This window comes from Thermus sp. CCB_US3_UF1 (assembly GCF_000236585.1).
In the GTDB taxonomy this organism is placed as follows: domain Bacteria; phylum Deinococcota; class Deinococci; order Deinococcales; family Thermaceae; genus Thermus.
Genome location: NC_017278.1, coordinates 480,772 through 497,573, shown reverse-complemented (window position 1 = coordinate 497,573; position 16,802 = coordinate 480,772). Strand labels below are relative to the sequence as shown.

Sequence of the window (16,802 nt, the reverse complement as noted above, 5' to 3'; positions counted from 1 at the left end):
CCCCAGCATAGCACACCTTTCCCGCAACCTCCTCGGGCTTTGCTATCCTGGTCTTGTGGGCCCGGCTCACCCCAAGGCCTCGGACCTGGACGCTCCCAGGGTCTTGGTGCTCAACGCCGCCTATGAGGTGCTGGGCTTGGCCAGCATCAAGCGGAGCGTCCTCCTGGTCCTTTCTGGGAGCGCGGAGATGGTTTCCGAAAGCGGCCGCTTCCTCCACACCCCCTCCACCCGCATCCCCGTGCCCAGCGTCATCCGCCTGAAGCGCCTGGTGCGCCGGGGTCCAAGCCGCATCCCCCTCAACCGCCGCAACGTCCTCCGGCGGGACCGGTACACCTGCCAGTACTGTGGCCGCCAGGGTGGGGAGCTCACCGTGGACCATGTTCTGCCCCGGAGCCGGGGGGGCAAGGGCACCTGGGAGAACCTGGTGGCCGCCTGCCGCCCCTGCAACCTCAAAAAGGGGGACCGCACCCCGGAGGAGGCGGGGATGCGCCTGCTCAAGTCCCCGCGGGCGCCTAGGGCGCCCCTTTTTTTGGCCGAGCTCAAGGAGGTTCCGGAGGACTGGAGGCCTTACCTGGAGGCCTTTTTGCGGTAGCCCACCCCAAACCCAGGCAACCCCGCCTGCCCCACCCCTACCGCCGCACGCTGAGGAGGACCGCCAGGAGGACCAAGGCAGCCCCCAGGTAGCCCAAGGGGGAAAGCACCTCCCGGAAGAGGAGGAAGGCGAAGAGATTGGCCACCACGGGCTCGAGGGTGGCCACCACGCTGGCCCGGGTGGCGGGAAGGCGTTTAAGCCCGGCATAGTAGGCCAAATAGGCCCCGTAGGTGGAAAAGACCCCCAGGAAGAGGAGGGCCCCAAGGGCCCCGGGGCGCAAGGGGACGGGGTCCACGAAGGGAAGGAGGCCCAAGGCCCCCACGGGAAGGGCGTAGAGGAAGAGGGTGGGCGTGGCGTAGCGGGGAAGGTAGAGCTTCCCAAAAATGTAGTAAAGGGCGTAGGTGAACCCCGAAAGCAGGCCGAAGAGGAGGGCCAAGGGACCGGCGCGCACCTCGCTCCCCCCGCCCAGGCCCATGAGCCCCACCCCCAGGAGGGTAAGGGCCACGGCCAAAAGCCCCTGGCGGTCCAAGGGCTCGCGGAGGACCAGGAAGGAAAGGAGGGCCACCCAGGCGGGGGCGGTGTAGAGGAGGACCGAGGCCAAGGCCGCCCCCCCGTACCCCACCGCCAGCTGGTAGGAACCGTAGAAGAGGGACACCCCCACCAGGCCGAAGAGGAAAAGGGCGGGAAGATCCCTGGCCGCCACCCGCACCTGGCGCGCCCACAGGGCGTGGAGGCCAAAGAAGGCCCAGGCGATGACCGCACGGAAAAAGGCCACCAGGAGGGGGGGAAGACCCTCTTGGAAGGCCATGCGGCTTACCGGGCCGATAAGCCCCCAAAGAAAGGCCGCCAGGAGCAGGTACAGGTAGCCCATGGGCAAAGAGTATAATCGCCCAAGGTGCCCTATGGAGGCCGCCGTATGAGCGCCCGTACCCTTTTCGCCCTCCTGGTCCTTCTCCTCCTCTTTCTCTTCAGCTGGCTGAACTGGGGGGAGATTACCCGGCCCACCTCCCTTTCCCTGGGCCTGACCCGGGTAGAGGCCCCCTTGGGCCTGGTGTTGGTGGTGGCCCTGGGGACGGTTTCCCTCCTCTACCTCCTCTTCACCATCGGCCTGGAAACCGCCGCCCTGCTGGAGGTGAAGCGGTACGCCCGCGAGCTCCTCCACTACAAAAAGCTGGCCGAGGACGCGGAGCAAAGCCGCTACACCGAGCTCAAGCGCTACCTGGAGGCCGAACTCCAGCGCCTGGCCCAAGTGGAGAAGGAGGAGATCCAGGCCCTCGAGGCCCGCCTGGCCGAAACCCTAGAAAAGCACGGCAACACCCTGGCCGCCTACATCGGGGAGCTGGAGGACCAGGTCCTCAGGCTCCTAGGCCCCCGGGAAAAAGAAGGCTAGGGGGCGGGCCCCACCCCCTAGGGAACACCCGGGTCCGCCCGGGTTACTCCACCAGCTCCACCAAGGCCAAAGGGGCCCCGTCCCCCCGGCGGCGCTCCGCCAGCTTCAGCACCCGGGTGTACCCCCCGGGGCGGTTTTGGTACCTGGGGGCGATCTCGTCAAAGAGCTTGCGCACCAGCTTCACGTCCTGCAGGTCCCGAAGGACCAGGCGGCGGGCGTGCAGGTCCCCCCGCTTGGCCAGGTGGATGAGGTGGTCCACGAAGCCGGTGATCTCCTTGGCCTTGGGCAGGGTGGTGGTGATGCGGCCATGGGCCAGAAGGCTCTTGGCCTGGTTCCGGTACAGGGCCAGGCGGTGGGAAGAGTGGCGGTTGAGCTTCCTTCCAGACTTTAGGTGGCGCATGGTCTCACTCCTTCAAGGCGAAGCCCCGCTTGGCCAGGGCCTCGCGGATCTCCTCCAAGCTCCGCTCCCCGATGCCGGGGATGTTCTTGAGGTCCTTAAGGTTCAAGGCCAGAAGGGCCCGGACCGACTCAATGCCCTCTTCCTTGAGGCTGTGGAGCACCCGGGTGGAAAGCCCCAGCTCCTCCAGGGGCAGGTCCAGGTCCTCTTCCTTCTCCCCTCCCCTTTCCGGGCGCTCCCCCACGGCGGGCTCCGGGGTGGGCAGGGCGGTGGTCTGGGGGTTGGCGAAGTAGGAAAGGTGCTCCTTGAGGATCTCCACCGCCTGGTTCAAGGCCTCCATGGGGGTGACGGAGCCGTCGGTCCAGATCCGCAGGGTGAGCTTGTCCAGGTCGGTGCGCTGGCCCAGGCGGGTATCCTCCACCTGGAAGGCCACCCGGCGCACGGGGGAGAAGACGGCGTCCACGGGAATGGAGTTGATCCGGTCCTTGGTTCCGTGGCGCTCCGCGGGCACATACCCCACCCCGCGGTCCACCCGCACCTCCATGTACAGCCTCCCCCCGGCTTCCAGGGTGGCGATGTGCAGGTCGGGGTTCAAGAGCTCCACGTCCGAGGGAACGGTAAAGTCGGCGGCCTTCACCTCCTTGGGGCCCTCGGCCCGCAGGACCAAGGTGGTGGTCTGCATCTTGGGGTCCAGGAAGCGCACCACCAACTCCTTGAGGTTCAGGATGATCTCCACCACGTCCTCCTTAACCCCAGGAATGGTGGAGAACTCGTGGAGAACATCCTCAATGTAGACGCTGGTAACCGCGGTCCCCGGGATGGAGGAGAGGAGGATCCGCCTCAGGGGGTTGCCCAAGGTGACGCCGAACCCCCGCTCCAGGGGTTCCAGGACGAACTCCCCGTATTCCCGCCCCTGGGTGCGCACCGTGAAGACCGGGGCTTTCAGCTTGCTCTCAAACATAGGCCTCCTTGCAGGCGCAAAGGGCCCGGATGGACCGGGCCTCGAGGATTACCTGGAGTAGAACTCAATCACCAGCTGCTCGTTCACGGGCAGGGCCAGGTCCTCGCGGTCGGGCAGGCGCAGGAACTTGCCCTTCATCCCCTCCACGTCCAAGGAGAGCCAGGGGCCCACCTTGCGGCCCTTCATGGCCTCGAGGTTCTCCCGGATAAAGGCCAGGTTCTTGCTCCCCTCGGCGATGGCGATCTCGTCCCCCGGCTTAACCCGGTAGGCGGGAAGGTCCACCCGGCGGCCGTTCACGGTGATGTGGCCGTGGCGCACCATCTGCCGGGCCTGGCGGCGGCTTGCGGCAAAGCCCAGGCGGTAAACCACGTTGTCCAGGCGGGACTCCAAAAGGCCCAGGAAGACCGTACCCGTGACGCCCTTCTTGCGGCTGGCCTCCTCAAAGAGGTTGCGGAACTGGGTTTCGGAAATCCCGTAGATGCGGCGGAGCTTCTGCTTCTCCCTAAGGCGCACCGCGTAGTCCGAAGGACGGCGGGTGCGCTTCTGCCCGTGCTGGCCCGGAGGGTACGGGCGGCGCTCCATGGCGCACTTGGGGCTGTAGCAGCGCTCCCCCTTCAGGTAGAGCTTAACTCCTTCCCGGCGGCAAAGGCGGCAAACTGGTCCAATGTAACGACCCATCTTCTCCTACTCCTTACGAAGCCTTGCGGAACTTCTTCTTGGGCCGGCAGCCGTTGTGGGGCACGGGGGTATCGTCCACGATGGACTTCACCTGGAGGCCGGAAGCCTGGAGGGCCCGGATGGCCTGCTCCCGGCCCGCCCCGGTGCCGCGCACCACCACGTCCACGCTCTGCATGCCGTAGGCCATGGCCTTCTTGGCCGCGTCCATGGCCGCAAGCTGGGCCGCGTAAGGGGTGCCCTTACGGCTCCCCTTGTAGCCGATCACCCCGCCCGAGGACCAGGTGATGGGGTTGCCGTCCGGGTCGGTAATGGTGACGATGGTGTTGTTGTAGGAGGCGTGGATGTACGCCTTCCCGCTGGCGACCTGCCGCTTGACCTTTTTCTTGGTTGCTTTTCTGGCCATACTCTCCCTCAGAATCCACGGCTAAGCCGTACCACGGAGTATCTTCTGGCCCGGGGAATTACTTCCTGGGGGCCTTCTTCTTGCCCGCCACGGTCTTGCGGGGCCCCTTGCGGGTACGGGCGTTGGTGCGGGTGCGCTGGCCGCGCACGGGAAGGCCCCGGCGGTGCCTCAGGCCGCGGTAGCAGCCGATGTCCATGAGGCGCTTGATGTTGGCGGCCACCTCCGCCCGGAGCTCGCCCTCCAGCTTCCAGGCGTTCTCCACATACTCGCGGAGGCGCACCACCTCGGCCTCGGTAAGGTCCTTCACCCGGGTGGCCGGGTTGATGCCCGTCTTCTCCAGCGCCTCCTTGGCCCGGGCGGGGCCCACCCCGTAGATGTAGGTGAGGGCCACGTCCACCCGCTTGTTCCTGGGAATCTCTACGCCTGCAATCCTCGCCACGGTTCCTCCTTATCTAGCCCTGACGCTGTTTGTGCTTGGGGTTCTCGCAGATCACGTAGACCCGGCCATGCCGGCGCACCACCTTGCACTTCTCGCACATCTTCTTGACCGATGCCCGTACCTTCATCGCGCCTCCTACTTGCGGTAAACGATGCGGCCCCGCGTGGGGTCGTAGGGGGTAATCTCCACCACCACCCGGTCCCCGGGCAGGATGCGGATGTAGTGCATGCGCATCTTCCCCGAGATATAGGCCAGGATCTCCGGCCCCGAGTCCAGCTTCACCCGAAAGGTGGTGTTGGGCAAAGCCTCGGTGACCACGCCCTCCGCCCGAATGGTGTCCTTCTCCTTCGCCATACCCCTCCTACTGCGCCCGCACCAGGGGAACCCCGGTGAGAAGCTCCGGGCCCTCCTCCGTTACCAAGACGGTGTTCTCGTAGTGGGCGGCGAGGTTGCCTTTGCCGGCGCTCGCCGTCCAGCCATCTTCCAATATTACCACAGGGGCCGGGCGTAAGGTGACCATGGGCTCGAGGGCCAGGGTCATCCCCGGGCGGATCTTGGGCCCGGTGCCCGGCTTGCCGAAGTTGGGGAGCTGGGGATCCTCGTGGATCTCCCGCCCCACCCCGTGGCCCACGAACTCCCGCACCACCCCGTACCCCCGGGACTCCAGGAAGGTCTGCACCGCGTGGGCCACGTCCCCGATGCGGTACCCGGGGCGGAGGTACTTGAGGCCTTCCCAGAAGGCGGCCTCCGTATCCCGGATGAGCCTTTCCGCCTCCTCCGAAACCCGGCCCACGGGGAAGGTGCGGGCCATATCCGCGGCAAAGCCCCCGTGGATGAGGCCCACGTCCACGGAGAGGATATCCCCTTCCTTCAGGGGTTCCTCCGAGGGGATGCCGTGGACCACCACCTCGTTCACCGAGGTGCACAAGGTGGCGGGGAAGCCATAGAGCCCTAGGAAGGCCGGCTTGGCCTTGCGGCGCCGGATGGCCTCGTGGGCGATCCGGTCCAGCTCCTTGGTGGTGATCCCGGGCTCCACGTGGCGGGCCACCTCCTCCACCACCTCGGTGAGGAGGGCCCCAGCCTCCCGCATGCGCTCAATCTCCCAGGGGCTTTTCAGCTTGATGGCCATCAGATTCCCAAGGCAGCCCGGATGCGGGCGTAGACCTCGTCAGGGGCACCCACGCCCTCCACCCGCTTCAGGGCGCCCTTCTTCTCATAGTACTGGATGAGGGGAGCGGTCTTTTCCTGGTAGACCTCGAGGCGGCGGCGGATGGTGGCCTCGTTATCGTCCGAGCGGCCCTCGAGCTCCGCCCGCCGGAGCATGCGCCGCACCAGCTCCTCCTCCGGCACCTCCACCAGCACCACCCCCAGGAGCCGGGTGCCCGTCTCCGCCAGAAGCCGGTCCAAGGCCTCCGCCTGGGGCAGGGTGCGGGGGAAACCGTCCAGGATGAACCGGTCGGCCAGTTCTTCCCGGATCAGGGCCAGGATGAGCTCATCCGGCACCAGGTCCCCCCGGTCCATGATGGGCTTGACCTGCTGCCCCAGAGGGGTCCCCCGGGCCACATGGTCCCGGAGGATGTCCCCCGTGGAAAGCTTCTTGAAGCCCAACTCCTCGGAAAGCCTCGCCGCCTGGGTACCCTTGCCCGCCCCGGGCGGCCCCAAGAAGATCACCGCTTCCCCCATCGCTCCTCCCTAACGGGTACGGCCGCGGATGCGGCCCTTGGAGAGGAACCCCTCGTAGTTCCTCAGCATCAGCTGGCTCTCAATCTGCCTGAGGGTGTCCAAGGCCACCCCCACCACGATCAAAAGGCCAATCCCGGAAAAGGCGATGCTCTTGACCCCGGTGAGGTTCTGGATGATCTGGGGCAAAGCGGCCACCAGACCCAGGAAAAGGGCCCCCCAGAGGGTGAGGCGGGAAACGATGTGCTCCAGGAACTTCACCGTGGGCTCCCCTGGACGGATGCCCGGGATGAAGCCCCCGTACTCCCTGAGGCTTTCAGCGATGCGCTTGGGGTCAAACTGCACCGCGGTATAGACGTAGGTGAAGAGGACGATGAGCGCCACCTCCAGGAGGAGGCCGGAAAGCCGAGTGGGGTTGAAAAAGTTGGCGATGGCCTGAAGGACCTGGTTGTCCTGGAAAGGGGCGGTGAGGAAGATGGGGATCTGCAGGATGGCGGCGGCGAAGACGATGGGGATCACCCCAGCGGCGTTCAGCTTGATGGGGATGTAGGTGGCCTGCCCCCCATAGACCCGGCGGCCCACCACCTTGCGGGCATACTGCACGGGGATGCGCCTTTCCGCCTGCTGCACCGCCGCCATGCCGGCGAAGGCCAGGACGATGAAGGCCAGGAAGAAGAGGAAGGCCACCAGGTTCACCTCCCCGGTACGGATGAGGCCGACGGTGCGCAGGATCTGGGGCAGCCATTCCACCACGATCCCGGCAAAGATGATCATGCTGGTGCCGTTGCCGATGCCGTACTCGGTGATGCGCTCCGCCATCCAGAGGAGGAGGGCGATCCCCGCCACCTGGGTGACCACCACCACCAACCAGAAGAAGGGCCCAGGGGCCCAGCCGGGAAGGAGGAAGCGCCCGCCCTCCGCCCCCAGGAAAGCCGTGGCCAGGAAGAAGCCCTGGAAGGCCCCCAGAGCGATGCCGCCGATGCGGGTGTACTGGTTGATGATGCGGCGGCCCTCCTCACCTTCCTTGGAAAGCTTCTCCAACGCCGGGACCACGTTCACCAGGAGCTGCATGATGATGGCCGCGGTGATGTAGGGCATGATCCCCAGGGCAAAGATGGAGAAGCGCTCAAAGTTCCCCCCAGAGAAGAGGTTGATGATGCCGAACACCCCGCCCTGAGTGGTGCGCAGAAACTCCTGGATCTTGTCCAGATCCACCCCGGGGGTGGGGATGAAGGCCCCCAGGCGGTAAGCGGCCAGCACCAGTAAGGTGAAGAGGATGCGCTGGCGAAGCTCGGGGATGGCGAGGGCGCTCCGGAAGGCCTTCAGCATCTCAAGCCTCCAGCAAGACGGCCTCGCCGCCCGCGGCCTTCAGCTTCTCCAGGGCGCTTTTGGAGAAGGCGTGGGCCACCACCTTGAGGGCCTTGGCCTCCCCATCCCCCAGCACCTTCAGGCGGTACCCCTTCTTCAGGATCCCCGCCTGGACCAACAGCTCCGGGGTCACCTCCCCCTCAAAGCGGGCCAGGTCCTTCAGGTTGACCCCCTGGTACCTGGGGCGCGGGATCGCCCCCGGCACCTGGCCCTGCATCCCCCGCTTGGGCAGGCGCATGAGGGTGGTGGAGCGCCCGCCCTCAAAGCGGCGGGGATCCTTGAGGCCACCGGAACGGGACTTCTGGCCCTTGTGGCCCCGGGTCGCGGTCTTGCCGTGGCCAGACCCCGGGCCGCGGCCCACCCGCTTGCGCTTCTTGTTGGCCCCGGGGTTGGGCTTTAGGTCGGTCAGCTTCATTCCAACACCTCCACCTGGAGAAGGTGGCTCACCTTCTGGATGTTCCCCCGGACCGCGGGGGTATCGGCAAGGACCCTCTCCCTTTGCAGCTTGGTGAGCCCCAAGGCCTTCAGGGCGGCCTTCTGGTCCTTGGGGTAGCCGATGGGGCTCTTCACCAGCTTGACCTTTAGCCTAGCCATCACTCCTCCCCGCCCTTCCTCAGGCGCCGCACGTCTTCCTTGGTCTGGAGTTGCCGCAGGGCCTCCATGGTGGCGTAGGCGATGTTGATGGGGTTCCGGCTTCCAAGCTCCTTGGTAAGGATGTCGGTGATGCCCGCCAGCTCCAGGATGGCCCGGGGTACCGCCCCGGCGATCACCCCCGTACCGGGGGCCGCGGGCTTGAGCAGGATCTTGGAGGCCCCGTACTCCACCTCGATCTCGTGGGGGATGGTGCCGTTCAGGAGGGGCACCTCCACCATGTTGCGGCGGGCGTAGTAGCCGGCCTTCTGCACCGCCAGGGGCACCTCCTTGGCCTTGCCCAGGCCCAGGCCCACCCGGCCCTGGCGGTCCCCCACCACCACCAAGGCCCCGAAGCGGAAGCGGCGGCCGCCCTGGTAGGTCTTGGCGGTGCGCCGCACCAGGATCATCTTCTCCTCGAAATCGGTCTCGGGCATGGTTCCTCCCCTTTAGAACTCCAGGCCGCCCTCGCGGGCTCCCTCCGCCAGGGCCTTCACCCGGCCGTGGTACTTGTAAGGACCCCGATCAAAGGCCACCTGGCGGATGCCCTTGGCCAGGGCCTTCTCCGCCAGGGCCCGGCCCACCTGCCGGGCCACCTCGGTCTTGTTGCCCTTGAGCTTGAGGGCGAGGCTGGACTCGGCCACCAGGGTCTCGCCCTTCTCGTCGTCAATGATCTGGGCGTAGATGTGGTTGAGGCTCCGGAAGACGGAAAGGCGGAGCCGGCCCGCGCGCTTGACGCGGTTGCGCACCCGGAACTTACGGCGTTCGTATGCGGTAAGCCGTGCCATACTTCCCCCTACTTCTTGGTCCCGGCCTTGCCAGGCTTGAGGCGGACGGGCTCGCCCGCGTAGTAGATGCCCTTCTCGTGGTAGGCGCTGGGCTTCTTCACCGCACGCAGGTTGGCCGCCACCTGGCCCACCTTCTGCTTGTCGATCCCCAGGACACGGATCTTGGTGGGCTCGGGCACCTCAAAGGTGATCCCTTCCGGGGGTTCCACCACCACGGGGTGGCTATAGCCCACGGTGAGTTCCACCGCCCGGCCCGCCAGGCGAGCGCGGTAGCCGATCCCCTTGATGAGGAGCTCCTTCACGTACCCTTCCGCCACACCCTTGATGGCGTTGGCGATCAGGGTGCGGGTGAGGCCGTGAAGGCTTTTATGGCGGCGTTCGTCCGAGGGGCGTTCTACCCGGACCACGCCCCCTTCCACCACCACCCGCATCTCCGGGGACACGGGCACGGAAAGCTCGCCCTTAGGCCCCTTAACCTTGACCAACCCGGGGGCCACCTCCACCGTGACCCCTTTGGGCAGGGGAATGGGAAGCCGACCAATCCTAGACATCACCACACCTCGCAGATGAGCTCGCCGCCCACGCCCAACTTCCGCGCCTCGCGGTCGGTGAGGACGCCCTTGGGGGTGGAAAGAATGGCGATCCCCAGGCCCCGGCGCACCCGAGGGATCTCCTTGACCCCCACGTAAACCCGCCGCCCCGGACGGCTGATGCGGCGGATGTGCTTGATGACCTGCTCCGGGCGCGGGTCAGGGCCCTGGCGCCGGGGACCGTACTTTAGATGGATGCGCAGGACGGGCTTGCCGTCCACCTCCACCCGCTCGTACCCCTTGATGAAACCCTCCCGCGCCAGGATCTTGAGGATCTCCTCCTTAAAGCGGGAGGCGGGCACCTCGGTGCTCTCCTTGTAGACCCGGGTGGCGTTCCGTATCCGGGTCAGCATGTCGGCAATGGGGTCCGTCAGCATTTCCTCTCTCCTTTTACCTCACGCTTGGACCATGCGGTCTCGAGGGAACCCCCCCGACCGGCCACGGCCTACCAGCTGGCCTTCTTCACCCCAGGCAGCTGCCCCTTGTGGGCCAGTTCCCGGAGGCACAAGCGGCAGATGCCGAAGTAGCGGTAGACGCTCCTGGCCCGCCCGCAACGCACGCAACGGGTGTAGGCCCGCACCTTGAACTTGGGGGTACGCTTGGCCTTTTCGATCAGCGCTTTTCTCGCCATGCTCGCCTCACTTACGGAAGGGGAAACCCAGAAGCTCCAGGAGGGCCTTGGCCTCCTCGTCGGTCTTGGCGGTGGTCACCACCGCGATGTCCATACCCCGCAGGGCGTCCACCATGTCGTAGGTGATCTCGGGGAAGATGAGCTGCTCCTTGAGCCCCAGGTTGTAGTTGCCCCGGCCATCAAAGCTGCCCGGGTTCACGCCGCGGAAGTCGCGGATGCGGGGCAGGGCCACGTTCAGGAGCTTCTCCAGGAAGATCCACATCCGATCCCCCCGCAGGGTAACCCTGAGGCCGATGGGCATCCCCTTCCTCAGCTTGAAGTTGGAGATGGACTTCTTGGCCCGGGTGACGGCGGGCTTCTGCCCGGTGATGAGGGAGAGCTCCTTGGCAGCCTTTTCCAGGATGCGGGCGTCTTCCTTGGCCTCCCCCAGGCCCTGGTTGACCACCACCTTGACCAGCCGCGGCACCTCCCAGACGTTCTGGTAGCCGAAGCGGCGGATGAGCTCGGGCCGGACCTCCTCCAGGTACTTCTTCTTTAGGGCTACGTCCAGGGGCATCTTACTCCTCCACGTCCAAAGACCCGCCGCACTTGGCGCAGGCCCTCACCTTCCGCCCGTCCTCCAGGAACTTCTTGCGCACCCGGGTGGGCTTGCCGCAGGCGGGGCAGATGGGCCGCACCTTAGAGGCGTGCAGGGGGGCTTCCTGCTCCACAAAACCGCCCTGGGGGTACTGGGGGCTGACCCGCACCGCCTTCTTGACCAGGTTGACCCCCTCCACCACCACCGCGCCCTTCTTGGGCAGGACGGCCTTCACCTTACCCACCCGGCCCTTGTACTTGCCGGAGGCCACCAAGACGGTGTCCCCCTTCTTCACGTGAACCTTGGCCTGCATCAGAGCACCTCCGGGGCCAGGGAAACGATCTTCATGAAGCCCTTCTCCCGCAGCTCGCGGGCCACGGGGCCGAAGACGCGGGTGCCGCGGGGTTCTAGCTGGTTGTTGATGATGACGGCGGCGTTGTCGTCAAAGCGGATGGCGGAACCGTCGGGGCGCTTGACCTCCTTCTTGGTGCGCACCACCACCGCCTTGACCACGTCCCCTTCCTTGACCGCACCGCGGGGGATGGCCTCCTTAACGCTGGCCACGATCACGTCCCCCACCGTGGCGTACTTGGCGTTGGAGCCCTTGAGCACACGGATGCACATGATCTTGCGGGCCCCGGTGTTGTCGGCCACCTCCAGGTAGGTCTGGGGCTGGATCATGCCTTACCTCCCCGCTTGGACAGGCTCGCGTAGTTCTGGCGGCGCACCAGGTACTTTTCCACCAAGTCCAGGCGGCCCCCCTCCACCAGGCGCAGGACCCTAAAGCGCTTGCGCTTGGAGATGGGCCGGGACTCGATGATCTCCACCACGTCCCCCACCTTGTACCGCTCCTCGGGGTCGTGGGCCAGGTACTTCTTGGAGCGCTTGATCACCTTGCCGTAAAGGGGGTGGGGGAACTGGCGCTCCACCAAGACCGTGACGGTCTTCTGCATCTTGTCGCTCACCACCACCCCGGTCAGCACCTTCTTAGGCATTGGCCCTCCTCTTCTCGTTCAGGATCGTGAGGAGCCGGGCGATGAGGCGCCGGGTCTCCCGGACCCTGTGGTTCTGGGAAAGCTGGCCGATGGAGGCCTGGAAGCGGAGCTCCATGAGTTCTCGCTTCTTCTCCCGTACCAGCTTCTCGATCTCCGCCGGAGAGAGCTTGCGGATCTCACTGGGCTTCATCGTAGGCGTCCCTCCTCACCACCTTGGTCTTGATGGGGAGCTTATGGCCGGCGATGCGCAGGGCCTCGAGGGCCTGCTCCTCCGTGACCCCGGCCACCTCAAACATCACCCGGCCGGGCTTCACCACGGCCACGTACCCCTCCACGTTGCCCTTGCCCTTACCCATCCGCACCTCGAGGGGCTTCTTGGTGTAGGGCTTGTCGGGGAAGATGCGGATGAAGATCTTACCCCCGCGGCGGAAGTGGCGCACCATGGCCACACGGGCGGCCTCGATCTGCTGGGCGGTGATCCAGGCAGGCTCCATGGCCACCAAGCCGAAGTCGCCGAAGGCCACGTAATCCCCGCCCTTGGCCGCCCCCTTCATCCGGCCCCGGTGCTGCTTCCGGTACTTCATGCGCCTGGGCATCAGCATGGCCTACTCCTCCTTCTTCACCCGCACGGCGGGGCGGCGGCGGCGGGGTTTCTCCTCCGGCTTAGCCCCTTCGGGGCGGGGCCTGGCCTTCTGGCCGCCGATCACCTCGCCCAAGAAGACGTACGCCTTGACCCCCAGCACCCCGTAGGTGGTGCGGGCCAAGGCAAAGCCGTAGTCTATGTTAGCACGCAGGGTGTGCAAGGGCACCCGGCCCTCGGCGGCCCACTCGGTGCGGGCCTGTTCCGCGCCGCCGATGCGCCCGGAAACGATCACCTTAGCCCCCTTGGCCCCGGACTCCATCACCCGCTGCACCGCCTGCTTGATGGCCCGGCGCACGGCAAAGCGCCGCTCAATCTGCTCCGCCACCCGCTGGGCCACCAGGGGAGCGGAGAGGTTGGGGTTATGGATTTCCTGGACGTTCAGGGCCACGTTCTTCCCCGTGAGCTTGGCCAGGGTGTCCCGCAGGACCTTGATCTTCTCCCCGCCCCGGCCGATGACCACCCCCGGCTTGGCCACGTGCACGGTCACGGCCACGTTGTCCGCGGCCCGCTCAATATCGATCCGCGCCAGGCCGGCGGGGTAGAGCTCCTTGGTGAGGACCTCCCGGATCCTCTGGTCCTCCTGGAGAAGGTGGCGGTACTGCTTCTTGCCCGCGTACCAGCGGGACTCCCAGTCCCGGGTGATGCCAAGCCGGAACCCGATGGGGTGGATTTTATTTCCCATGCTTCTCCCCCAAGATCACCGTGATGTGGCTGGTCTTCTTCTTGATGATGTCCGCCCGGCCCCGGGCCCGGGGCAGCACCCGCTTCAGGGCAGGCCCCTCGTCCACAAAGGCCGCCTTCACGAAGAGCCGGTCCTCCAGCATGTCGTGGTTGTTCACCGCGTTGGCCGCGGCGGATTCCAGCACCTTGGCCACGTGGTAGGCCCCCCGCTTGTGGGTGTAGCGCAGGATGGCGCGGGCCTCCTCGAGGCTCTTCCCCCGGATCAGGTCCACCACCAGCCGGACCTTCCTGGGGGCGATGCGCACGTAACGGGCAATGGCTTTCGCTTCCATGGCTACTTCTTCTTGGTGGCCTTAGCCTCTTTGCCGTGCCCCCGGTAGGTGCGGGTGGGCGCGAACTCCCCCAGCTTGTGCCCCACCATGTTCTCGGTGATGTAGACGGGCACGTGCTGCTTGCCGTTGTAGACCGCAATGGTATGGCCCACCATCTCGGGAACGATGGTGGAGCGGCGGCTCCAGGTCTTGATGAGCCGCTTCTCCCCCTTGGCGTTCAGCTCCAGCACCTTCTCCAAGAGGTGGTCATCTACGAATACGCCCTTCTTCAAGCTACGCGGCATGGCTCACCTCACTTCTTGCGCCGGGCAAGGATGAAGCGGCTGGAGGGCTTGCGCCGCTTCCGGGTCTTGAGCCCCTTGGTCTGCCAACCCCAAGGAGAAGCGGGGGGACGGCCCCGGGGCGCCCGGCCCTCACCGCCGCCGTGGGGGTGGTCCACCGGGTTCATGGCCGCACCGCGCACGTGGGGCTTGCGGCCAAGCCAACGGGTACGCCCCGCCTTGCCCAGGACCACGTTCTTGTGGTCGGCGTTGCCCACGGAGCCCACCGTGGCGTAGCACTCCCCGTGGACCTTCCTGAGCTCCCCCGAGGGCAGGCGGAGGATGACGTAGTCCCCCTCCCGGCCCTGGATCTGGGTGCTGGTACCGGCGGAGCGGGCCAGCTTGGCCCCTTTCTTGGGCTCAAGCTCCACCGCGTGCACCACGGTACCCACGGGGATGAAGCGCAAGGGGAGGGCATTGCCCACCTGGATGGGGGCATCGGGCCCCGCCACCACCTGCTGCCCCACGGCAAGCCCCTCGGGGGCGAGGATGTAGCGCTTCTCCCCGTCGGCGTAGTGGAGCAGGGCGATGCGGGCAGAGCGGTTGGGGTCGTACTCAATGGCCGCCACCTTGGCGGGGATGCCCGCCTTATCCCAGCGCTTGAAGTCCACGATGCGGTAGAGCCGCTTGTGGCCACCGCCCCTGAAGCGCACGGTGATGCGGCCCTGGTTGTTCCGCCCCCCGGTTTTCTTCAGGGGCTTGACCAGGGACTTCTCCGGCTCGGTCTTGGTGATCTCGGAGAAGTCGGCCACCGTCATGAAGCGGCGGCTTGGGGTGTAGGGTTTGAACTTCTTGACTGCCATCCTCTCTCCTCCTTACCGGATCGGGGCCGGGCTCCCCTCCCGGAAGGTCTTTTAGATGAGGCCCTCCAAGGCCTCGATCTTCTGCCCGGCGGCCACCTGCACGATGGCCTTCTTGCGGTCGGGGCGCTTGCCCAGGTAGCGGCCCAGGCGCTTCTTCTTACCCCGCACGTTCAGGGTGTTCACCCCCACCACCTTGACCTTGAAGGCCGCCTCCACCGCGTTCTTGATCTCGGTCTTGGTGGCCTTGGGGTGGACCCAGAAGGTGTACTTGCCCTCGGCGAAGCCCGCGTAGGCCTTTTCCGAAAGCACCGGGGCCAGGATCACGTCAAACGCCGTCTTCACGCCTCACCTCCCACGCGGGCCTGGAAGGCCTCCCAGGCCTTGAGGTCCATGACCAGGCGCTCGGTGCGCAGGATATCGTAGACGTTCAAGCCCTCGGGGGCCAGGGTAACCACCCAGGGGAGGTTACGGGCCGCGCGCCGCACCGCCTCGCTTTCCGCCACCAGGAGGACAGTCTCGGAGCCGTCCAGGCCCGCGGCCTTGGCCCAGGCCAGGAACTCCTTGGTCTTTCCGTTCACCCCGGCGAAGGCCTCCACCAGGAGGAGCTTCCCCTCCCGGGCCCGGTCGGCCACGGCCATGGCTAGGCCGGCCCTACGCACCTTCTTGGGCAAGGTGTAGGCGTAGTCCCGGGGCTTGGGGCCAAACACGGTGCCGCCTCCCACGAAGATGGGGGCGCCGATGTCCCCGTGGCGGGCCCGGCCGGTGTGCTTCTGGGGGTAGATCTTGCGGCTGGAGTAGGCCACCTCCCCCCGGGTCTTGGTGCTGGCGGTGCCCCGACGCCGGGAAGCCAGCTGCCAACGCACCACCTCCCAAAGGAGATGGGGGTTGACCTCCTGGGGAAGGTCGGCGGCAAGCTCCCGCTTGCCGGTAGGGGAAAGGACAGGAATCTGGTACACCATGCCCTCCTTCACTTGGCCACCTTCTTGGTCTCGCGCACCACCACCAGGCCGCCACTGGGCCCCGGCACCGCGCCCTTGACCAAGAGGAGGTTCTCCTCGGGGATCACGTCCACCACCTCGAGGTTCATCACCGTGACCCGCTCGGCTCCATACCGGCCCGCCATGCGCTTGCCCTTGTAGACGCGGCCAGGGGTCTTGCGGTTACCGATGGAACCCGGGTGACGGTGGATCTTGTGGGCGCCGTGGGAATCGGGCCCGCCCGCAAAGTTCCAGCGCTTCATCACGCCCGCGGTACCCCGCCCCTTGGAGGTGCCGGTGACGTCCACCCGCTCCCCAGGCTGGAAGATCTCCACCGTCACCACATCCCCTTCGGGGTTGAAGTCGCGGATCTCCTTCAAGATCCGCACCGGCTCCACCCCAGCCCGGGCGAAATGCCCCTTCAGGGGCCGGTTCACCCGCTTGGGGTTCTGGGGCTGGAAGCCCAGCTGCACGGCCACGTAGCCGTCCTTCTCCGGGGTACGCCGCTGGACCACCGGGCAGGGGCCGGCCAGGATCACGGTAACGGGAATGGCCCGATCCTCCTTGTAGATCCGGGTCATCCCCACCTTCGTGCCCAGGATGCCCTTCACTTGCCACCTCCCACGGTCTTGATCTCGATCTCCACGCCGGTGGGCAGGTCCAAGGACATGAGGCTCTCGATGGTCTTGCGGTTGGGGTTCAGGATGTCCACCAGGCGGTTGTGGGTGCGGAGCTCAAAGTGCTCCCGGGAGTCCTTGTGTTTGAAAGGCCCCCGGATCACGGTGAAGCGCCGCACCCGGGTCGGCAAGGGCACGGGGCCAGAGACCTGGGCCCCGGAACGCCGCGCCGCCTCCACGATCTTCTGGGCGGAGGCGTCCAGGGTCTTGTGGTCAAAGCCCCGAAGCTTGATGCGGATCTTGGGCATGC

General features: G+C 66.5%; 34 protein-coding genes. 2 read left to right on the top strand and 32 right to left on the bottom strand.

The genetic code is table 11. The features are described 5' to 3' along the window. Nucleotides 1-55 precede the first annotated feature (55 nt). Nucleotides 56-592 (top strand): HNH endonuclease, encoded by a 537-nt coding sequence (locus tag TCCBUS3UF1_RS02385; RefSeq protein ID WP_041433693.1) that lies wholly within the window; start codon nt 56-58, stop codon nt 590-592. A 37-nt stretch (nt 593-629) separates the two neighbouring features. Here TCCBUS3UF1_RS02385 and TCCBUS3UF1_RS02380 read toward each other — a convergent pair whose 3' ends face one another. Then, on the bottom strand, nt 630-1,463 hold the full coding sequence (locus TCCBUS3UF1_RS02380) for a DMT family transporter (protein WP_014514902.1): 834 nt from the start codon (nt 1,461-1,463) through the stop codon (nt 630-632). Between the two features lie 45 nt (nt 1,464-1,508). Between TCCBUS3UF1_RS02380 and TCCBUS3UF1_RS02375 the strand changes: the two genes are divergently transcribed. Continuing rightward, a complete protein-coding gene (locus TCCBUS3UF1_RS02375) occupies nt 1,509-1,982 on the top strand; it encodes a hypothetical protein (RefSeq protein ID WP_014514901.1) in 474 nt (157 codons plus the stop codon). 43 nt (nt 1,983-2,025) lie between these two features. Here TCCBUS3UF1_RS02375 and rplQ read toward each other — a convergent pair whose 3' ends face one another. The 31 genes from rplQ to rpsJ form a co-directional block, all read right to left on the bottom strand. Beyond that, nucleotides 2,026-2,382 carry a 50S ribosomal protein L17 gene (gene rplQ, locus TCCBUS3UF1_RS02370; protein ID WP_014514900.1) on the bottom strand — a complete coding sequence of 119 codons (357 nt, stop codon included), beginning with the start codon at nt 2,380-2,382 and terminating at the stop codon, nt 2,026-2,028. A gap of 4 nt (nt 2,383-2,386) precedes the next feature. Beyond that, a complete protein-coding gene (locus TCCBUS3UF1_RS02365) occupies nt 2,387-3,340 on the bottom strand; it encodes a DNA-directed RNA polymerase subunit alpha (RefSeq protein WP_014514899.1) in 954 nt (317 codons plus the stop codon). 48 nt (nt 3,341-3,388) lie between these two features. Then, on the bottom strand, nt 3,389-4,018 hold the full coding sequence (gene rpsD / locus TCCBUS3UF1_RS02360; RefSeq protein ID WP_014514898.1) for a 30S ribosomal protein S4: 630 nt from the start codon (nt 4,016-4,018) through the stop codon (nt 3,389-3,391). Between the two features lie 13 nt (nt 4,019-4,031). After that, entirely contained in the window at nt 4,032-4,421 is a 390-nt protein-coding gene (rpsK, locus tag TCCBUS3UF1_RS02355) for a 30S ribosomal protein S11 (RefSeq protein WP_014514897.1), read from the bottom strand. Between the two features lie 58 nt (nt 4,422-4,479). Further along, nucleotides 4,480-4,860, bottom strand: coding sequence for a 30S ribosomal protein S13 (rpsM, locus tag TCCBUS3UF1_RS02350; protein WP_014514896.1), 381 nt, complete (start codon nt 4,858-4,860; stop codon nt 4,480-4,482). A 13-nt stretch (nt 4,861-4,873) separates the two neighbouring features. Continuing rightward, a complete protein-coding gene (gene rpmJ, locus TCCBUS3UF1_RS02345; protein WP_014514895.1) occupies nt 4,874-4,987 on the bottom strand; it encodes a 50S ribosomal protein L36 in 114 nt (37 codons plus the stop codon). 8 nt (nt 4,988-4,995) lie between these two features. Continuing rightward, the gene (infA, locus tag TCCBUS3UF1_RS02340) at nt 4,996-5,214 is read right to left on the bottom strand and encodes a translation initiation factor IF-1 (RefSeq protein WP_003043942.1); all 219 of its coding nucleotides are present in this window, start codon (nt 5,212-5,214) and stop codon (nt 4,996-4,998) included. A gap of 7 nt (nt 5,215-5,221) precedes the next feature. Next, the gene (gene map, locus TCCBUS3UF1_RS02335) at nt 5,222-5,989 is read right to left on the bottom strand and encodes a type I methionyl aminopeptidase (RefSeq protein WP_014514894.1); all 768 of its coding nucleotides are present in this window, start codon (nt 5,987-5,989) and stop codon (nt 5,222-5,224) included. Next, complete coding sequence (locus tag TCCBUS3UF1_RS02330) at nt 5,989-6,543, bottom strand: adenylate kinase (RefSeq protein ID WP_014514893.1); 555 nt, start codon at nt 6,541-6,543, stop codon at nt 5,989-5,991. The genes map and TCCBUS3UF1_RS02330 overlap by 1 nt, the downstream gene beginning before the upstream one ends. A gap of 9 nt (nt 6,544-6,552) precedes the next feature. After that, on the bottom strand, nt 6,553-7,869 hold the full coding sequence (secY, locus tag TCCBUS3UF1_RS02325) for a preprotein translocase subunit SecY (protein WP_014514892.1): 1,317 nt from the start codon (nt 7,867-7,869) through the stop codon (nt 6,553-6,555). A 1-nt stretch (nt 7,870) separates the two neighbouring features. After that, the gene (gene rplO / locus TCCBUS3UF1_RS02320; RefSeq protein WP_014514891.1) at nt 7,871-8,323 is read right to left on the bottom strand and encodes a 50S ribosomal protein L15; all 453 of its coding nucleotides are present in this window, start codon (nt 8,321-8,323) and stop codon (nt 7,871-7,873) included. Continuing rightward, nucleotides 8,320-8,502 carry a 50S ribosomal protein L30 gene (gene rpmD / locus TCCBUS3UF1_RS02315; protein WP_014514890.1) on the bottom strand — a complete coding sequence of 61 codons (183 nt, stop codon included), beginning with the start codon at nt 8,500-8,502 and terminating at the stop codon, nt 8,320-8,322. The genes rplO and rpmD overlap by 4 nt, the downstream gene beginning before the upstream one ends. Next, nucleotides 8,502-8,975, bottom strand: coding sequence for a 30S ribosomal protein S5 (gene rpsE / locus TCCBUS3UF1_RS02310; protein ID WP_014514889.1), 474 nt, complete (start codon nt 8,973-8,975; stop codon nt 8,502-8,504). Before rpsE ends, rpmD begins: the two co-directional genes overlap by 1 nt. A gap of 12 nt (nt 8,976-8,987) precedes the next feature. Next, a complete protein-coding gene (gene rplR, locus TCCBUS3UF1_RS02305; protein WP_014514888.1) occupies nt 8,988-9,326 on the bottom strand; it encodes a 50S ribosomal protein L18 in 339 nt (112 codons plus the stop codon). A gap of 8 nt (nt 9,327-9,334) precedes the next feature. After that, on the bottom strand, nt 9,335-9,877 hold the full coding sequence (gene rplF, locus TCCBUS3UF1_RS02300) for a 50S ribosomal protein L6 (RefSeq protein ID WP_014514887.1): 543 nt from the start codon (nt 9,875-9,877) through the stop codon (nt 9,335-9,337). Beyond that, nucleotides 9,877-10,293 (bottom strand): 30S ribosomal protein S8, encoded by a 417-nt coding sequence (rpsH, locus tag TCCBUS3UF1_RS02295; RefSeq protein WP_014514886.1) that lies wholly within the window; start codon nt 10,291-10,293, stop codon nt 9,877-9,879. The genes rplF and rpsH overlap by 1 nt, the downstream gene beginning before the upstream one ends. 68 nt (nt 10,294-10,361) lie before the next feature. After that, nucleotides 10,362-10,547, bottom strand: coding sequence for a type Z 30S ribosomal protein S14 (locus TCCBUS3UF1_RS02290; protein ID WP_014514885.1), 186 nt, complete (start codon nt 10,545-10,547; stop codon nt 10,362-10,364). A gap of 7 nt (nt 10,548-10,554) precedes the next feature. Further along, nucleotides 10,555-11,103 (bottom strand): 50S ribosomal protein L5, encoded by a 549-nt coding sequence (gene rplE, locus TCCBUS3UF1_RS02285; RefSeq protein WP_014514884.1) that lies wholly within the window; start codon nt 11,101-11,103, stop codon nt 10,555-10,557. A gap of 1 nt (nt 11,104) precedes the next feature. Beyond that, entirely contained in the window at nt 11,105-11,437 is a 333-nt protein-coding gene (gene rplX / locus TCCBUS3UF1_RS02280; protein ID WP_014514883.1) for a 50S ribosomal protein L24, read from the bottom strand. Continuing rightward, nucleotides 11,437-11,805, bottom strand: coding sequence for a 50S ribosomal protein L14 (gene rplN, locus TCCBUS3UF1_RS02275; protein ID WP_003043914.1), 369 nt, complete (start codon nt 11,803-11,805; stop codon nt 11,437-11,439). Before rplN ends, rplX begins: the two co-directional genes overlap by 1 nt. Further along, nucleotides 11,802-12,119, bottom strand: coding sequence for a 30S ribosomal protein S17 (gene rpsQ, locus TCCBUS3UF1_RS02270; RefSeq protein WP_014514882.1), 318 nt, complete (start codon nt 12,117-12,119; stop codon nt 11,802-11,804). The genes rplN and rpsQ overlap by 4 nt, the downstream gene beginning before the upstream one ends. Beyond that, complete coding sequence (rpmC, locus tag TCCBUS3UF1_RS02265; protein WP_014514881.1) at nt 12,112-12,309, bottom strand: 50S ribosomal protein L29; 198 nt, start codon at nt 12,307-12,309, stop codon at nt 12,112-12,114. The genes rpsQ and rpmC overlap by 8 nt, the downstream gene beginning before the upstream one ends. Then, a complete protein-coding gene (gene rplP, locus TCCBUS3UF1_RS02260) occupies nt 12,296-12,721 on the bottom strand; it encodes a 50S ribosomal protein L16 (RefSeq protein WP_014514880.1) in 426 nt (141 codons plus the stop codon). Before rplP ends, rpmC begins: the two co-directional genes overlap by 14 nt. 3 nt (nt 12,722-12,724) lie before the next feature. Beyond that, the gene (gene rpsC / locus TCCBUS3UF1_RS02255) at nt 12,725-13,444 is read right to left on the bottom strand and encodes a 30S ribosomal protein S3 (RefSeq protein ID WP_014514879.1); all 720 of its coding nucleotides are present in this window, start codon (nt 13,442-13,444) and stop codon (nt 12,725-12,727) included. Beyond that, nucleotides 13,434-13,775, bottom strand: a complete 342-nt coding sequence (gene rplV, locus TCCBUS3UF1_RS02250; RefSeq protein WP_014514878.1) for a 50S ribosomal protein L22 — start codon at nt 13,773-13,775, stop codon at nt 13,434-13,436. Before rplV ends, rpsC begins: the two co-directional genes overlap by 11 nt. Before the next feature lie 2 nt (nt 13,776-13,777). Next, entirely contained in the window at nt 13,778-14,059 is a 282-nt protein-coding gene (gene rpsS / locus TCCBUS3UF1_RS02245; RefSeq protein ID WP_011173711.1) for a 30S ribosomal protein S19, read from the bottom strand. An 8-nt stretch (nt 14,060-14,067) separates the two neighbouring features. Beyond that, nucleotides 14,068-14,898, bottom strand: coding sequence for a 50S ribosomal protein L2 (gene rplB / locus TCCBUS3UF1_RS02240; protein ID WP_014514877.1), 831 nt, complete (start codon nt 14,896-14,898; stop codon nt 14,068-14,070). A 51-nt stretch (nt 14,899-14,949) separates the two neighbouring features. Continuing rightward, the gene (locus tag TCCBUS3UF1_RS02235; RefSeq protein ID WP_014514876.1) at nt 14,950-15,240 is read right to left on the bottom strand and encodes a 50S ribosomal protein L23; all 291 of its coding nucleotides are present in this window, start codon (nt 15,238-15,240) and stop codon (nt 14,950-14,952) included. After that, nucleotides 15,237-15,857: a 50S ribosomal protein L4 gene (gene rplD / locus TCCBUS3UF1_RS02230; protein ID WP_041433948.1), complete on the bottom strand. Its 621-nt coding sequence runs from the start codon at nt 15,855-15,857 to the stop codon at nt 15,237-15,239. Before rplD ends, TCCBUS3UF1_RS02235 begins: the two co-directional genes overlap by 4 nt. Before the next feature lie 8 nt (nt 15,858-15,865). Then, the gene (gene rplC, locus TCCBUS3UF1_RS02225; RefSeq protein ID WP_014514874.1) at nt 15,866-16,486 is read right to left on the bottom strand and encodes a 50S ribosomal protein L3; all 621 of its coding nucleotides are present in this window, start codon (nt 16,484-16,486) and stop codon (nt 15,866-15,868) included. Beyond that, on the bottom strand, nt 16,483-16,800 hold the full coding sequence (gene rpsJ, locus TCCBUS3UF1_RS02220; protein WP_014514873.1) for a 30S ribosomal protein S10: 318 nt from the start codon (nt 16,798-16,800) through the stop codon (nt 16,483-16,485). The genes rplC and rpsJ overlap by 4 nt, the downstream gene beginning before the upstream one ends. Nucleotides 16,801-16,802 lie beyond the last annotated feature (2 nt).

Bases quoted from the DNA above. Each gene is read 5' to 3' on its own strand.
- TCCBUS3UF1_RS02380 (WP_014514902.1), bottom strand. From the start codon at position 1,463: ATGGGCTACCTGTACCTGCTCCTGGCGGCCTTTCTTTGGGGGCTTATC.
- TCCBUS3UF1_RS02375 (WP_014514901.1), top strand. From the start codon at position 1,509: ATGAGCGCCCGTACCCTTTTCGCCCTCCTGGTCCTTCTCCTCCTCTTT.
- rplQ (WP_014514900.1), bottom strand. From the start codon at position 2,382: ATGCGCCACCTAAAGTCTGGAAGGAAGCTCAACCGCCACTCTTCCCAC.
- TCCBUS3UF1_RS02365 (WP_014514899.1), bottom strand. From the start codon at position 3,340: ATGTTTGAGAGCAAGCTGAAAGCCCCGGTCTTCACGGTGCGCACCCAG.
- rpsD (WP_014514898.1), bottom strand. From the start codon at position 4,018: ATGGGTCGTTACATTGGACCAGTTTGCCGCCTTTGCCGCCGGGAAGGA.
- rpsK (WP_014514897.1), bottom strand. From the start codon at position 4,421: ATGGCCAGAAAAGCAACCAAGAAAAAGGTCAAGCGGCAGGTCGCCAGC.
- rpmJ (WP_014514895.1), bottom strand. From the start codon at position 4,987: ATGAAGGTACGGGCATCGGTCAAGAAGATGTGCGAGAAGTGCAAGGTG.
- infA (WP_003043942.1), bottom strand. From the start codon at position 5,214: ATGGCGAAGGAGAAGGACACCATTCGGGCGGAGGGCGTGGTCACCGAG.
- map (WP_014514894.1), bottom strand. From the start codon at position 5,989: ATGGCCATCAAGCTGAAAAGCCCCTGGGAGATTGAGCGCATGCGGGAG.
- TCCBUS3UF1_RS02330 (WP_014514893.1), bottom strand. From the start codon at position 6,543: ATGGGGGAAGCGGTGATCTTCTTGGGGCCGCCCGGGGCGGGCAAGGGT.
- secY (WP_014514892.1), bottom strand. From the start codon at position 7,869: ATGCTGAAGGCCTTCCGGAGCGCCCTCGCCATCCCCGAGCTTCGCCAG.
- rplO (WP_014514891.1), bottom strand. From the start codon at position 8,323: ATGAAGCTGACCGACCTAAAGCCCAACCCCGGGGCCAACAAGAAGCGC.
- rpmD (WP_014514890.1), bottom strand. From the start codon at position 8,502: ATGGCTAGGCTAAAGGTCAAGCTGGTGAAGAGCCCCATCGGCTACCCC.
- rpsE (WP_014514889.1), bottom strand. From the start codon at position 8,975: ATGCCCGAGACCGATTTCGAGGAGAAGATGATCCTGGTGCGGCGCACC.
- rplR (WP_014514888.1), bottom strand. From the start codon at position 9,326: ATGGCACGGCTTACCGCATACGAACGCCGTAAGTTCCGGGTGCGCAAC.
- rplF (WP_014514887.1), bottom strand. From the start codon at position 9,877: ATGTCTAGGATTGGTCGGCTTCCCATTCCCCTGCCCAAAGGGGTCACG.
- rpsH (WP_014514886.1), bottom strand. From the start codon at position 10,293: ATGCTGACGGACCCCATTGCCGACATGCTGACCCGGATACGGAACGCC.
- TCCBUS3UF1_RS02290 (WP_014514885.1), bottom strand. From the start codon at position 10,547: ATGGCGAGAAAAGCGCTGATCGAAAAGGCCAAGCGTACCCCCAAGTTC.
- rplE (WP_014514884.1), bottom strand. From the start codon at position 11,103: ATGCCCCTGGACGTAGCCCTAAAGAAGAAGTACCTGGAGGAGGTCCGG.
- rplX (WP_014514883.1), bottom strand. From the start codon at position 11,437: ATGCAGGCCAAGGTTCACGTGAAGAAGGGGGACACCGTCTTGGTGGCC.
- rplN (WP_003043914.1), bottom strand. From the start codon at position 11,805: ATGATCCAGCCCCAGACCTACCTGGAGGTGGCCGACAACACCGGGGCC.
- rpsQ (WP_014514882.1), bottom strand. From the start codon at position 12,119: ATGCCTAAGAAGGTGCTGACCGGGGTGGTGGTGAGCGACAAGATGCAG.
- rpmC (WP_014514881.1), bottom strand. From the start codon at position 12,309: ATGAAGCCCAGTGAGATCCGCAAGCTCTCTCCGGCGGAGATCGAGAAG.
- rplP (WP_014514880.1), bottom strand. From the start codon at position 12,721: ATGCTGATGCCCAGGCGCATGAAGTACCGGAAGCAGCACCGGGGCCGG.
- rpsC (WP_014514879.1), bottom strand. From the start codon at position 13,444: ATGGGAAATAAAATCCACCCCATCGGGTTCCGGCTTGGCATCACCCGG.
- rplV (WP_014514878.1), bottom strand. From the start codon at position 13,775: ATGGAAGCGAAAGCCATTGCCCGTTACGTGCGCATCGCCCCCAGGAAG.
- rpsS (WP_011173711.1), bottom strand. From the start codon at position 14,059: ATGCCGCGTAGCTTGAAGAAGGGCGTATTCGTAGATGACCACCTCTTG.
- rplB (WP_014514877.1), bottom strand. From the start codon at position 14,898: ATGGCAGTCAAGAAGTTCAAACCCTACACCCCAAGCCGCCGCTTCATG.
- rplD (WP_041433948.1), bottom strand. From the start codon at position 15,857: ATGGTGTACCAGATTCCTGTCCTTTCCCCTACCGGCAAGCGGGAGCTT.
- rpsJ (WP_014514873.1), bottom strand. From the start codon at position 16,800: ATGCCCAAGATCCGCATCAAGCTTCGGGGCTTTGACCACAAGACCCTG.